The following is a 13,702-nucleotide window of genomic DNA, read 5'->3' as shown; positions in this document are numbered from 1 at the left end:
TTCAGCCGATCTGCGCGTTCTTGGAGACGGTCACCTGGTCGACGTCGGAGGTCCGCACGGTCACGGCGATCTTCCATGCGCCGGCCATGGGGATCTGCACTCCGCTCGCCGACCAGTGGCCGGTGGTGATGTGGTCGGGGACGACGGGCAGCGGCCCGATGTCCTGGGCCTCCAGGGTGAAGGCGACCTTCACCTCGGGGATGTCGAAGGCGCGGCCGTTGGGCCGGGTGACATAGACGTGCAGCTCGTTGCCACCCACCCGCGCCGGGTCGAGGTCGACACGGACGACGCCCTTGCCGTCGGTGCCCCCGGTGTCGAAGGACATGTCCAGGGTGACCGCCCCGGCCGTCCCCTCCGTGGCCGAGGACGACGAGGCCGCCGTCGCCGCCTTGGCCTCCAGCTCGGTACGGCCCGGCTCGGTCGACGTGAGCACGGTGGTCACGGCAAGCAGCACCACAGCGACACCGGCCTCGGCCAACACCGACCGCCGCAGTCCGAACCGCCCCGCATCGGAGTCCCGCACCCGCTTCCGCCGCGCCGTGTCCACAGCGGCCCGCTGCCGGGCGAGCTGAGCGGCGCGTGCGGGGCTCCCGTGGGCATTGGTGCCACCGGCGGCACTGGTCGGCATGGGGGCACTGGCGGCGGTGGCGGACTCGGGGTCACCGGGGGCCTGGGTGGCCGGCTCGGGGTCACTGGCGGCACTGGTGGTCGGATTGGCGTGACCGGTGGCTTCGGCGGCTTCGGCGGCTTCGGTGGTCGCGGTGGTGTGCTTGGTGTCTGCGGCGCTTGCGGAGAGCTTCTCGGATCGTTCGGCGACCCCGGCGACCCCGGCGACCCCGGCGCCCCCGGCCGCCCGCGCCGCCCCGGCCGTGACCCGATCCTCCTCGGCCGCCTCGGTTGCGGCCGCCCCGTCCGTCAGCTGCCTCGTCCACCGTCGTGAGATCCAGGCGACCCCGACGAGCACCGCCACGAGTGCGATCTTCGTCAGCAGCAGCTGCCCGTACGACGTGTCGGTGAACGCCGACCACGATCCGAGCTGCCGCCACGACTGGTACGTGCCGGTGGCCACCAGGGTCACGACGCTGCTGAAGGCGAGGGTCGAGAACCGCCGTACCGCGCGGGATCCCACGGGAACGGGCGCCCGGTACAGCGCGACGAGCAGTGCCGTGAGTCCGCCGAGCCAGGTGGCGACGGCGAGCAGATGGAGGACGTCGACCGGCATGGCGATCCCCGCCTGCAGCCCCGTGGACGCGTGCTCGGACATCGCCCAGCTGGCCGCGAGCCCGGCCGCGACGACGGTCCCGCCGACGGCGAGCCCGAAGGTCAGGTCCTTCTTCTCCTCGTTTTCCCTTGAATCGAGGGGGCGGCGCGAAGCGCCGTCGTCCAGGGTGGTGGTGGGAGACGGGCGGGCGTACGCCCCGAAGAGCACGGCGATGAAGAGCGCCGCGGCGGCGAGCAGCAGCAGCCGGGAGACGAGCGCCGCGCCCGTCTTGGTCTGCAGGACGTCCTCCAGCAGCGCAAGGTCGAAGATGTCACCGACCTTGCCGGACCCCGTGTAGGAGCCGCGCAGGAGCAGCAGGAACAGCGTGGCGGCGGTGAGCGCCAGCCAGCCGGAGACGACCAGCCGCTGCACCGCCCGCACCGACGTCCCGCGTGGCCAGCAGGCCAGCACGAAGGCGGCGCCGCCGACCATCACCACGAACCCGGCGTACGACAGATAGCGCCCGGACCCGTACAGCCGGCCCACGACTCCGCCGCCGGCCGTGGCGTCGGACACCGAGACGGTCGTCGCGGACGGCGCCCCGATGGAGAAGGTGAAGGCACCGGCGACGGGGTGGCTGTCGGCGGACACGACCTGGTAGGTCACGGTGTAGGTGCCGTCGGGCAGCCCGCCGCGCAGCCCCACGGCGTACGTCGTCCCGCTGACGTTGGTCGGCTCCCCGGTGTCGACGCGGTTGCCCTTGGGGTCGAGGACGCGCACCGCGTCGTCGTTGGTCGAGACCTGCTCGGAGAAGGTCAGCGAGACCCGGGTGGGCGCGGTCTCGACCACCGTCCCCTGCGCGGGGTCGCTGCCGGTGAGCGCGGCGTGCGCGGTGGCCGGCCCGGCGGCGGCGAGCAGCGCGCCGGCGACGGCGAGCAACAGCAGCACCAGCGTCCGGACGCGGGGGGCGATGGCCTGCGTCAAGGTGGGTCCCCTCCCTCAGTGGCCGTGCTTCGGTGTGTACGTGGCGGACTGCACCGGCATCTCGACCTCGACCGTGCCGGATTCGGCGAAGTGCAGCTCCAGGGTCACCTTCTCGCCCTGTCGCGGCTTGCGCTCCAGCTTCTCGAACATCAGGTGGTTCCCGCCGCTCTCCAGCACCAGCCGGCCGTGCGCGGGCACGTCCAGCGAGTCGACCTGCGCCATCGACCCGCCGGTGGAGGTGTGCAGGGTGACGGTGCCGGCCAGGTCGCTGGTGACGGACGTCAGCCGGTCCGTCGTACCGCCGTCGTTGGAGACGGTCAGGAAGCCGGCGGCCATGGAGTCGGACACCGGTTGGGGCATGTAGGCGGAGCCGACGGACAGGTCGGGACCCTCGTCGGAGGATCCGCAGCCGGTGAGGACGAGGGCGCCGGTGAGCAGAGCGGTCGGCAGGGCGAGCCGCCTCACGGCGTCTCACCCTTGATCAGCTTGGGCAGGTCCGCGGTGTAGTCGTCGACGGTGGCCTCCTCGGTGTAGAGGACATAGCCGTCGTCGGTCTTCGGGGAGAAGGCCACGACCTGCGTGCCGTGGGTGGAGACCGACTTGCCGTTCTTGTCCTTGTGGGGCGCCTCGATGGTGATGCCGACGGTGCGGGCGGCGGCCTGGATGGTGGCGAAGTCGCCGCTGAGGCCGACGACCTGCGGGTCGATGCCCTTGAGCCACTTGCCGAGCGCGGCCGGGGTGTCCCGCTCCGGGTCGGTGGTGACGAACACGACGCGCAGCTGGTCCTGCTCGGCCTGGGGCAGCTGCTTCTTGGCGACGGCGATGTTGCTCATCGTCAGCGGGCACACGTCGGGGCAGTTGGTGTAGCCGAAGTACAGCAGCGTCGGCCTGCCCTTGGTCTCGGCCCGCAGGTCGTAGCTCTTGCCCTGGGTGTCGGTCAGCACCAGGTCCGGCTTGGTGAACGGCCGGTCGAGGACGATCGAGGACTTCTGCGTGGTCTCGGCGGAGACGACGGCGACGGGGCCGGCGCTGTCGCTCTCGGTGCCGCAGGCGGAGAGGGTCAGGGTGGCGGCGGCGATCAGGGCGGCCGCGGCGAAGGTCTTGTTGCGCATAGAGAAATGTCCCAGATGGTGGTGATCCGGCGCGCACCGGGGGCGTACACGCGCGTGCGTGCGTCGTCCCCGGTGCGCGTCACGGACGAGGCGGAACGTCAGGCCCCGGGGGTGGCCCGACGGCGGCCGGCGAGCACGCCGTACGCCACACCGGCGGCACCGACGACGATGCCCACGACGGCGAGGACACGAGCGGTGGTGTCGCTGTCGTCGGAGGGGTCGGCGGCCTCGGTGGTGGTGGCCGTCTTGGAGTCGCCGGACGAGGCGTCGGCGGCGTTCTCGGCGGCCGGCGAGGCGGTCGCGGCGTCCGAGCCGTGGTGCCCGTCCGCGGCGGCGGACAGGGAGAGCACGGGCGCCGGGTTGTCCGGCTCCTCCGCGCCCTCCTGCGGCACCTCGATCCAGCGCACGACCTCCTTGTTGGAGTACGTCTGGATCGCCTTGAAGACCAGGTCGTCGGTGTTCTCGGGCAGGCGGCCCATGGAGACCGGGAACTGCTGCATGAAGCCGGGCTCGATGCCCTTGCCGTCCGCGGTCCAGGTGATCTTGGTGACGGCCTCGGAGATCTGCCGGCCGTGCACCTCCAGCGGCTTGTCCAGCTTGCTCTTGGTGACCTCGATCTTCCAGTCGGCGACCGGCTGCGGCGAGGCTGAGGACAGCGGGTGGTCGGCCGGGAAGGTGATCTCCAGCTTGGTGGTCGAGGCGTTGTCGCGCTCGTTGGGCACTCGGAAGTTGACGACGGCGTAGCCGCCCTTGGCGGCGGTGCCCTCCGGCTGCACGGTGACGTGCGCGAAGGCGGGGCCGGACAGGACGAGCACGGCCGAACCGGCGAGAGCGGCGACGGCGGCGAGACGGGAAGCCTTCATGGCAGCAAACACTCCACGGTGAGTGAGGTCGGGTGAGACGCGCCTGCGGGGCCCACAGGGACCCTGAGGGACCTGATGGACCGGACGGACCTGAAAGGACCGGCGCACGCGCGTGTGCCGCACCACGGCGGCCACCCTCCCCCAGGGAGTGCTGGTCGCGTCGTGTCAGGCGGCGAGAGCGAGAGCGGCTGCGGCCGGGGGGCCGCGCCTGATCACCGTGTGCTGCAGTACGACGGCGGCCGACTTCGACGGCGGCGGGAACGACCCGGCACGCGCGACCCCGGCCTCCGGCGCCGCCGTGGGCCCCGCGAGCAGCGCGCGCACCAGTGCGAGCGCCCCGCGCAGGGACCGTACGAGCCGTACGAGCGCCGCGTCGGCGACGTCCCAGGCCGACAGGTCCAGCAGCCGCAGCACGGCCAGGTCGCCCCGGCGCAGCAGCCAGCTGGCGGCAACGGCCGCGAGGACGTGGCCGAGGATCATCGGCACGGAGGGCAGCAGTGAGCCGGAGGCCCCGGCAATCACGTCGGCCGAGTGGTTCATGCCCGTGCCGCTGTGCGCGCTGTCGTAGACGCGCGCGTCGACGAGGATCCGCTGGGCCTGCGCCGGGCTGATGGCGGCCGCGGTGGTGCCGCACACGAGCCGTGCGGCCAGTTCGACGAGCGAGGCGTCGGACGGCGGGCCCGAGGCGGCGCCCGTGCCGGCGGTGTGCTGCCCGAGCCCGAACAGCGTGTGCAGCAGGGTCTGCCCGATCGCCAGCAGCGCCGCGATGCCCGGCAGGGACCGCGCGCTCCCGGCGAGCGGCGCCACGACCAGGAAGACCCCCAGCAGGCCCGCGCCCAGCGTCCACAGCGGCACCGTGGCGCAGGAGGCCAGGGTGTGTCCGGCCGCGGCCAGCACGACGCAGACCGCGGCGAACACCGCGGCCCGCAGCAGCCGGAGATCGACTCCGGAGCGCGCCGTGCGCTGGTGGGGGTCAGTCATGGCGGCCTCATCATCGCACTGGCCCCACCGGCCCCCGACGGCAGGTCCACAGGTTTCGGCCGAATCCTCACGGCAGCAGGACCACAGCAGGACCAGGAAGATCACTCCTGCTACGACTGGTGCAGATGGGCAGCACATACACCGATTGAGGCGCCCGGCGCATCGCCCATATGGGCGGCATCACGTTGAATTCGCGCTTACACAACGGTTCCTACGGCAATACGTAAGGGGTATGTCGAGCCGCGGCCGGGAGGCTGGAGCATGAGCATCTGGTGGTCACTGCACCTGCGGCGCGAAGCCGCGAGCGTGCCGCTCGCCCGGCGCCTGCTGCTCGGCACCATGGAGACGGCGGGCGTCGACCCCGACATCTCCTACGACCTCTCGGTCGCCCTCAGCGAAGCATGCGCCAACGCCGTGGAACACGGCGGCGAAACCAGCTCCGAGGCATACCGGGTCACCGCCTATCTCGACGGCGAGAAATGCCGCATCGAGGTCACCGACTCGGGCCCGGGCTTCATCACCGACACCCCGGTCCGCCCGGCCCGCACGGACGCCGAGCAGGGCCGCGGCCTGTACCTCATCCGCGAACTCACCGACCACGTCCACATCGGCAGCACACCGGGGCGCCGCGGGGCCGTGGTGAGCTTCGACAAGATCCTCAAATGGAGGGATGACGCACCGTTGGTGGCCGTCTAGCGCCGGCATGCGTGGTGCTTCGGTGGCCGCCGTCAGGTTGTGAGGGCACAGACAGGGCACATGCCGGAAGGTTTCGCCTCGGCCGGTGTGCCCTCGGGATTCGCGGGCGCGGTGGCAGCGGTCGGCGTTGTGCCCCCGCATACGCCGAGCGCGCGGGGAACCCTTCTCGCTGGGTGGGTCCTGCCCGCCGCGGGACTGGCGAGCATGACCGTCGCGCGGTCCCTGTCCAACGCGGTTCGCCAAGCCTCTGTGGGATCGGCATCGGCCGCCGAAGGCATGGTTCGGCCATGCGGCCTGGCCGCGGGTCGGCGCGGCATGCGCCGTACCGGCGGTGATCGTGGTCGTCGAGCGGGTGCACGACGGCGCCCACTATCCCTCCGACGTCGCCGCGGGTGCCGGGTCGGCCTCGCCGCGGTCGGACTCGTCCGGGCCGCACCGCGCCTGCTGCTCCCCTCACCGCTCGTGAAGATACGTCCAGGGTGAAGAGCGGCGTCGCCGGCCGGATGGGTTGCCGCCAACCGGGTACGCGAACCGACACGGATGACACATGACCACTTGGTGCACAACCGGGCAGGGCGCGGTGCAGCCCCGCTCCGAGGAGCCGGTGACGCGCAGGCAGCAATGACGCATCCTCACCGGGGCGCCGGCCCTGATGGCCGCCGGTATGGCCGCGTTCGGCAAGGAGGAGAACGACAGGGCCGGATCTCCCGTGCCGCAGGACACCGTCGGCAGGATCAAGGACGACATCACCGAGATCAAGGAGACGGCGAAGCGATGACCGACTCCCAGGACAAGCCGCAGGGCGACGAAGCCCGGACGCCCGAAGCCCGTACGCCCGAAGAACTGCGCGAGCGAGTCGAACAGACCCACGAGGAGCTGGGCGAGACCGTCGAGGCGCTGGCAGAGAAGGCCGACGTCAAGGCGAAGGTCCAGGACATGGCCGCCGCTTCGAAGGAGCAGGCCGGCCACGTCGCCACCCTGGTGCGGGACAAGGTGGCCCACGCCGCGCAGACGGTGCGGGACAAGACGCCCGAGCCGGTGCGGCACAGGGCGACGCACACCGCGGCGCAGGTCCGCGACAAGGCCACTCACGCAGGGCACGCGCTGCAGGAGAAGACCCCCGAGCCGGTGCGGGAGAAGACCGGTCAGGCGGTCCGGGCCGTACGCGGCAATCGCGCACCGCTGCTCGCCGCGGCTGCCGCCGGGCTGCTGGCCCTGGTGCTGCTGCGGCGCCGACGCGCAGGGAGGCGGCGATGAAGGCGTCGAAGATCGCCTACAAGCCCGTGGGCCTTGCGCTCGGCGCCGCCGGCGGGGTGATCGCCGGGGCGGTGTTCACGTAGACGTGGAGGGGGCTGGGCCACGACGAGGGCGCCCCAGCGGTCAGAGCCGCCGTGGACCGCTCCGGCACCACGGCTGTCCGCCGCCCGACCGGAACGGGAGGGAGCAGCACTCGCAGCGACCGCGACCGACGCGGCATGCCGGGCAGCCGCGCATCATGTCGCGCCTCCGGCTTCTCATAGTGCTAGGAATGTGGATGTGACCAGACATTCCGGTCGCTTCTTGGTCTCATGGCTCCGCCAGTTCACAGGTCGCGGTTCGTACCGTCGACGCGGGCGTCCGGCGTCCGAAGGCGAGCAGGAGATCCAGCACGAGCGTGACCACGGTCTCGGGGCCCAACCGCCGTCGCCGGGAAGGCGCCCGCGCTCCTGGCTGAGGTTGCGCAGCGTGGCCGGTCAGGTGTTCGTCCTTCAGCTGACGGTCGTCGTGCTGCTCGTGGTTGTCGCCGTGCTGGCGCTGATGTGGCAGGCCAGGCACGAGAGCACGCAGGAGGCCCGGCACCGGTCGCTCGCCGTCGCCGAGACCTTCGTCAACTCCTCCCCGGCGGTGCGCGAGGCCCTGAAGAGCGACGACCCGACCGCGGTGCTGCAACCGCGCGCCGAAGCGGCCCGGAAGCTGTCACACGTCGACTACGTCGTGGTGTTCACTCCGGCGGGTCTCCGTATCACCCATCCCGATCCGGACATGATCGGGAAGCACGTCCTCGGCACGTACGACGAGGGGCTGGCCGGTAAGTCCTTCACATCGACCTTCGAGGGAAGCCTGGGTCTCGCCGTCGACTCGACGGTCCCCGTCATCGACACCGACGGCCAGGTCATCGGCCTCGTGTCCGTCGGGATCACGGTTGAGAGCGTGGACGAGGTGGTGGACCGCCAGCTTCCTGCGGTGCTGGGTGCCGCCGCCGGGGTGCTCGCCCTCGCATCGGGCGGGGCGGCGCTGATCAGCCGGCGCCTGCGGCGGCAGACCCATGGCCTGGGTCCGGCCGAGATGACCCGGATGTACGAGCACCACGACGCGGTCCTGCACTCCGTCCGTGAGGGCGTGGTGATCGTCGGAGGTGACCGCCGGGTTCTGCTGGCCAACGACGAGGCGCAGCGGCTGCTCGATCTGCCCCCGGACGCCGAGGGGCGTCACATCAGCGAGCTCGATCTCGAGCCGCGCACCGCCGAGTTGCTGATCTCGGGCCGGGTCGCCACCGACGAGGTGCATCCGGCGGGTGACCGCCTGCTCGCGGTGAACCACCGGCCCACGGATCTGGACGGCGGGCCGCCAGGAGGCGTGGCGACGCTGCGGGACACCACTGAGCTGCAGGTGCTCGCGGGTCGGGTCGCGGTGGCGAAGGAGCGGCTGCGGCTGCTGTACGACGCGAGTGTCGGCATCGGAACGACGCTGGATGTGGGGCGAACGGCCCGGGAGCTGGCGGAAGTGACGGTCCCGCGGTTCGCCGACTTCGTCGCGGTCGACCTGGCGGAACCGGTCCCGCAGGGCGAGAAGCCGCGCTCGGGCGCGGAGATGCGCCGAGCGGCCATCGGCGGTATCCGTGCGGACCACCCCCTCTACCCGGAGGGTGAGCTGGTCCGATTCCGCCCCACCGCGCCGCAGGGGCGGAGTCTGGCGGGCGGCCGGGCGGTTCTCGAGGCGGACCTGAACTCCGCCGACGAGTGGCGGAGCCAGGAGCCCGAGCGTGTCGGAGGACTCCTCGCCCACGGGGTCCACTCGGTCATCGCGGTTCCGCTGCGCGCACGAGGCGTGGTGCTGGGCGTGGCGAGTTTCTGGCGGTCGGAGCGGCCCGAGCCCTTCGAGGAGGACGATGTGGCGGTGGCCGAGGAGATCGTCACGCGGGCCGCCGTCCATATCGACAATGCCCGCAACTACACCCGCGAGCACACCACGGCGGCGACCCTGCAGCGCAGCCTGCTGCCCCGCTGCCTGCCCGAGCAGGACGCTCTCGACGTCGCGTACCGCTATCTGCCGGCGCCATGGGTGGGCGGCGACTGGTTCGACGTCATCGCGCTGCCCGGCGCGCGCGTCGCGCTCGTGGCGGGCGACGTCGTCGGCCACGGTGTGCACGCCGCGGCCACGATGGGACGGCTGCGGACCGCGGTCCACAACTTCTCCACTCTCGACCTCCCGCCCGACGACCTCCTGGCGCACCTGGACGAGCTGGTCGTGGAGATCGACCGGAGCCGGGAGGCCGACGAGCTGGAGATCACGGGTACGACCTGCCTGTACGCCATCTACGACCCGGTCTCCGGGAGGTGCACCGCGGCGCGTGCCGGTCACCCTCTGCCTGCCCTCGTCGACCCCGACGGGCGGGTGGAGTTCCTCGATCTGCCCGCCGGGCCGCCCCTCGGTCTCGGCGGTTTCCCCTTCGAGGCCGCCGAATTCCGCCTGCCCGAGGGCAGCGGGCTGGCGCTCTTCACCAACGGGCTCGTCCAGCACCGCGACCGCGGCATCGATGTCGGCCTCGATCTCCTGTGCGGCACCCTCGCCCAGCCCGGCCGTGCACCGGAGGAGACCTGCGAGGCGGTCATCGACGCGCTGCGGCCCGCCCGCCCCAGCGACGACATCGTGCTGGTCGTAGCCCGCACGCGGATCCTGGACCCCGGCCAGGTCGCCGTCTGGGACGTACCACGCGACCCCGCGGCCGTCTCCCGGGTCCGCGCCGACGTCACCCGGCAGCTGGCGGAGTGGGACCTGGAGGAGATCGCATTCACCACCGAGCTGATCCTCAGCGAACTGGTCACCAACGCCATCCGCTACGCCGGCGAGCCCATTCAGGTCAGGCTGCTGCACAGCCGCGGCCTGATCTGCGAGGTCTCCGACGCCAGCAGCACCGCACCCCACCTGCGCTACGCGGCCACGACGGACGAGGGCGGCCGCGGCCTGTTCCTCGTCGCCCAAGTCGCTGAGCGTTGGGGCACCCGGTACACGGCCCGGGGGAAGGTCATCTGGAGCGAGCAGCGGCTGTACGACGGAGCAGAGGAAACGTCCCTCGCCGCCCTGGGCGACGCGCTGATCGACCAACTCGCCCAAGGGGAGGGCCCGGAGTGGTGACGACGGCAGCGCTGAGGCCCGGCCAACCACGGGCGGCTCACAGCCGGCTCCCAGCCTCGGCCCAGGTCATTGACGGGTTGCGTGCCTAGCTTCATGCCCATGACGGGAAACCACAAAGACACCTCCATCACCCGGCGCCGTGCCCTCGCGGTGACCGGCGGCACGGTCGCGGCGGGCGGGCTGGCCGTCGCCGGGTACCAGGTGGCGTTCGCCGACACGGCCACCAGCACGACCACGGCCACCGGGGCGACCGCCTCGGCCACGAGTTCCGGCGGCACGTGCATGACGCTCATGTCCAGCGTCACCGAAGGGCCGTACTACCTCGACGGTGCGCTGGTGAGGAAGAACATCACCGAGGGCAAGAGCGGCGTCCCGCTGACCCTGCGGCTCACCGTCGTCGACGCCACCGACGGCTGCACCCCGGTGCCGGGCGCCGCCGTCGAGATCTGGCACTGCGACGCCTGGGGCTACTACTCCGGCTACACCACGGCCAACCCCGGCGGCTCGGCCCCGGCCGAGAGCGAGGACGGCTCCACCGCGAACGACAACACCTATCTGCGCGGCTACCAGGTCGCCAACGCCAACGGGGTCGTCAAGTTCGAGACGATCTTCCCGGGCTGGTACACGCCCCGCACCTGCCACATCCACGTCAAGGTGCACACCGGTGGCGAGAAGGCGGACGGCACCTACGAGGGCGGCAAGGTCAACTTCACCGGCCAGCTGTTCTTCGACGACAGCGTCGCCCAGCAGATCTTCACCCTGGAGCCCTACGCGCAGCACTCCGGCAGCTACACCACCCTCGACGACGACATGGTCTACGACGGTGGCGGCGCCGCCAGCGGCCTGCTCACCCTGGAGCCGGTGAAGAAGGCCGACCCGTCGAAGGGCTACAAGGGCTTCCTGACCCTGGGCATCGATCCGGACGCCGAGAACACGGGCGCGGGCAGCGGCGGCGGGGGCGGCGAACCTCCGACCGGTGAGCCCCCGACCGGCGAGCCTCCCACCGGCGAGCCCCCCACGGGCGCCCCGCCGAGCGATGCGGCGTCCGAGTCGTCCGAGTCGTCCGCTTCGGCGTCCTCGTAGGCGCGGCCATGACCAGCCGCGAGGACGAGACGCTCGCCCGGGCCGCCGTGGCCGCGCTCACCGGACAGCTGGCCCTGGCCCCCAAGCCCGGCCTGCCCGACCCGCGCGACCTCGCCGCCCGCACCACCCGCCGGGACCACAGCGCCCTGCGCTGGTCGGCGAAGGCGCTCGCACCCGGCCTCGCGGCGATGGCCGCCGCCGCCCGCCGCACCGGCGAGCCCACGCCCCGGCTGCGCGCCGAGCTGGGCGCGATCGGGCGGTGCACCGAGCACTCGCTGGGCCTGGCAGGCGGCGGCCACCGGGGCGCCCTGTGGACGCTCGGCCTGCTGGTCGCGGCGGCCGCCCTTGACCGGCGCGCACGGGGCACCGAGGTCACCGCGATCGCCAAGCGGATCGCCGCGCACCCCGACCGGGCGGTGCCCCGCCGCCCGTCGCGCGGCTCGACCGTGTCGGCGCGCTACGGCGCGGCAGGCGCCCGCGGCGAGGCACGCGCCGGCTTCCCCCACGTACGCCGGGCGCTCACGGCGCTCGACACGGCGCGCACGGCGGGCGCCACGGAGGACGAGGCCCGCCTGGACGCCCTGCTCACCGTGATGTCCACCCTCCAGGACACCGAACTCCTGCACACGGCCGGCCCGTCCGGCCTGCGCCAGGTCCAGGCCGCCGCCCGCGAGGTCCTCGCGGCGGGCGGCACGGCGACCCAGGCCGGCCGAGCGGCGCTCACCGCCCTCGACACCGACCTGCACACACGCGCGTGGAGCCCACGCGGCAGCGCGGGCCTCCTGGCGGGCGCCCTGTTCGTGGACGCCCTGCCGGTTGTCATCCCGCGCGCGCGGGTCGCTTGAGGGCGCTGCCCGTGTTCGCCGGCGGGCGCCCTGCAGACGGTCGCTGTAGGCGCCGTCGCCGTCGGAGTTGCTCAACTGGGCGCGTACGAGCGGCCGATGGGATGAGGCAGGCGAGGTCATGTCCCCGACGCCAGGCGCCCATGCGCGCCCTCAACAGCACCACTCCACGAGCCCTTCACCGGCCCAGTTCGCCCCCGTCGAGCACCCCGGCCAGCACCTCCAACGCCTTCGGATAGGCCCCCTCCCGGGGCGTCCCGTACCCCACCACGAGCCCCTGTGGCCGTCCCGGAACGTCCGCCGTGTGCCAGTGCTCCCCGAGCCGCCCCACCGCGAGCCCCGCCGCCTCCGCCCGCGCCACGACCTCCGCCTCGTCGCCGACCTCCACCAGCGCGTGCAGCCCGGCCGCGATCCCGCGCACACCCCGCCGCGCCCCCAACCGCTCCAGCAGCAGATCCCGGCGCCGCCGGTACCGCAGTCGGCACGCGCGTACATGACGGTCGTAGGCGTGGCTGTCGATCAGGTCGGCGAGCGCCAACTGCCCGATGGACTCGGTGTGGTGGTCGCTGTGCAGCTTGGCGTCGACGACCGCGTCGACCAGGTGCGGCGGCAGCACCATCCACCCCAGCCGCAGCGCGGGCCCCAGCGTCTTCGATGCGGTCCCCAGATAGACGACCTGCCCCGGCGCCATCCCCTGCAACGCCCCGACGGGCTGCCGGTCGTAGCGGAACTCCCCGTCGTAGTCGTCCTCGACGATCAGCCCCGCACGCGCGCGTGCCCAGTCGGTCGCCGCCCGCCGCCGCTCGGGATGCAGCGTCACTCCGGTCGGATACTGATGCGCCGGCGTGACCACGACAGCGGCCGCCTCCCCCAACTCGCCGACGACCAGCCCCCGTTCATCGACCGGAACGGCCGTCACACGCCCCCCGTTGCGCCGCACGACCTCCCGGTGGAACGGCAGCCCAGGGTCCTCCATGGCAAGGGTCGCCCCCTCCAGCACCCGTGTGAGCAGCGCCAGCCCCTGCACATACCCCGAGGTGATCACGATCCGCTCCGGCGGCGCGACCACCCCGCGGGCCCGACCGAGATAGCCCGACAGCGCGGCCCGCAGCTCGACCCGCCCGCGCGGATCGCCGTAGTCGTACGCCAACGAAGGCGCCCGGGCGATCGCCCGCCGCAGCGCCCGCGACCAGGCGGCGGCGGGAAACGCCCCGACATCCGGACTCCCGGGCCGCAGATCGAAAAGCGGCTCACGCGCGCGTGCGGCGGCCTGCGGCGGCGCGGCGCGGGAAGAGGGCAACGAGGCGACCCGGGTCCCCGACCCCTGCCGAGCGGTCAGATATCCCTCGGCCACGAGCTGGTCGTACGCGGCCTTGACGGTGTTCCGCGCAACCCCGAGCTCCTCGGCGAGCCGCCGCGTCGCCGGCAACCGCTCCCCGGGAGCCAGCCGCCCCTCGCGGACGGCGTCGCGCAGGGCGCGCTCAAGCCCCACACGACGCCCGTCGACCGACAGCACTTCCAGATGCAGGTCCACGCCGGACGGCA

Annotated in this window: 12 protein-coding genes; 6 read left to right on the top strand and 6 right to left on the bottom strand. The window is 72.7% G+C overall.

Annotated elements, in window-relative coordinates:
• Position 1: 1 nt before the first annotated feature.
• From ACH5AC_RS05205 to ACH5AC_RS05185, 5 genes are all read right to left on the bottom strand, one after another.
• Positions 2-2,185, bottom strand: a complete 2,184-nt coding sequence (locus ACH5AC_RS05205; RefSeq protein ID WP_398860265.1) for a copper resistance CopC/CopD family protein — start codon at positions 2,183-2,185, stop codon at positions 2-4.
• Positions 2,186-2,200: 15 nt separating this feature from the next.
• Complete coding sequence (locus ACH5AC_RS05200) at positions 2,201-2,650, bottom strand: copper chaperone PCu(A)C (RefSeq protein ID WP_398860264.1); 450 nt, start codon at positions 2,648-2,650, stop codon at positions 2,201-2,203.
• Complete coding sequence (locus ACH5AC_RS05195) at positions 2,647-3,297, bottom strand: SCO family protein (protein ID WP_398860262.1); 651 nt, start codon at positions 3,295-3,297, stop codon at positions 2,647-2,649. The genes ACH5AC_RS05200 and ACH5AC_RS05195 overlap by 4 nt, the downstream gene beginning before the upstream one ends.
• A 98-nt stretch (positions 3,298-3,395) precedes the next feature.
• On the bottom strand, positions 3,396-4,160 hold the full coding sequence (locus ACH5AC_RS05190) for a YcnI family protein (protein WP_398860261.1): 765 nt from the start codon (positions 4,158-4,160) through the stop codon (positions 3,396-3,398).
• Positions 4,161-4,325: 165 nt separating this feature from the next.
• The gene (locus tag ACH5AC_RS05185) at positions 4,326-5,141 is read right to left on the bottom strand and encodes a hypothetical protein (protein ID WP_398860260.1); all 816 of its coding nucleotides are present in this window, start codon (positions 5,139-5,141) and stop codon (positions 4,326-4,328) included.
• A gap of 261 nt (positions 5,142-5,402) precedes the next feature.
• On the opposite strand from ACH5AC_RS05185, the gene ACH5AC_RS05180 reads away from it, so the two are divergent.
• From ACH5AC_RS05180 to ACH5AC_RS05155, 6 genes are all read left to right on the top strand, one after another.
• Positions 5,403-5,837, top strand: a complete 435-nt coding sequence (locus tag ACH5AC_RS05180; protein ID WP_398860259.1) for an ATP-binding protein — start codon at positions 5,403-5,405, stop codon at positions 5,835-5,837.
• 652 nt (positions 5,838-6,489) lie between these two features.
• The gene (locus ACH5AC_RS05175) at positions 6,490-6,615 is read left to right on the top strand and encodes a hypothetical protein (protein ID WP_398860258.1); all 126 of its coding nucleotides are present in this window, start codon (positions 6,490-6,492) and stop codon (positions 6,613-6,615) included.
• Positions 6,612-7,094, top strand: a complete 483-nt coding sequence (locus tag ACH5AC_RS05170; RefSeq protein ID WP_398860257.1) for a DUF3618 domain-containing protein — start codon at positions 6,612-6,614, stop codon at positions 7,092-7,094. The genes ACH5AC_RS05175 and ACH5AC_RS05170 overlap by 4 nt, the downstream gene beginning before the upstream one ends.
• A gap of 468 nt (positions 7,095-7,562) precedes the next feature.
• Positions 7,563-10,232: a SpoIIE family protein phosphatase gene (locus ACH5AC_RS05165; protein ID WP_398860255.1), complete on the top strand. Its 2,670-nt coding sequence runs from the start codon at positions 7,563-7,565 to the stop codon at positions 10,230-10,232.
• A 99-nt stretch (positions 10,233-10,331) separates the two neighbouring features.
• Positions 10,332-11,315, top strand: coding sequence for an intradiol ring-cleavage dioxygenase (locus ACH5AC_RS05160; protein WP_398860254.1), 984 nt, complete (start codon positions 10,332-10,334; stop codon positions 11,313-11,315).
• 8 nt (positions 11,316-11,323) lie between these two features.
• Positions 11,324-12,160, top strand: a complete 837-nt coding sequence (locus tag ACH5AC_RS05155) for a triphosphoribosyl-dephospho-CoA synthase (RefSeq protein ID WP_398860253.1) — start codon at positions 11,324-11,326, stop codon at positions 12,158-12,160.
• Between the two features lie 175 nt (positions 12,161-12,335).
• Here ACH5AC_RS05155 and ACH5AC_RS05150 read toward each other — a convergent pair whose 3' ends face one another.
• A complete protein-coding gene (locus ACH5AC_RS05150) occupies positions 12,336-13,691 on the bottom strand; it encodes a PLP-dependent aminotransferase family protein (RefSeq protein WP_398860252.1) in 1,356 nt (451 codons plus the stop codon).
• Positions 13,692-13,702 lie beyond the last annotated feature (11 nt).

The sequence above is a fragment of the Streptomyces sp. NPDC018693 genome, from assembly GCF_044391385.1.
Classification (GTDB): domain Bacteria; phylum Actinomycetota; class Actinomycetes; order Streptomycetales; family Streptomycetaceae; genus Streptomyces.
This window is presented reverse-complemented; position numbering and strand designations above follow the sequence as displayed.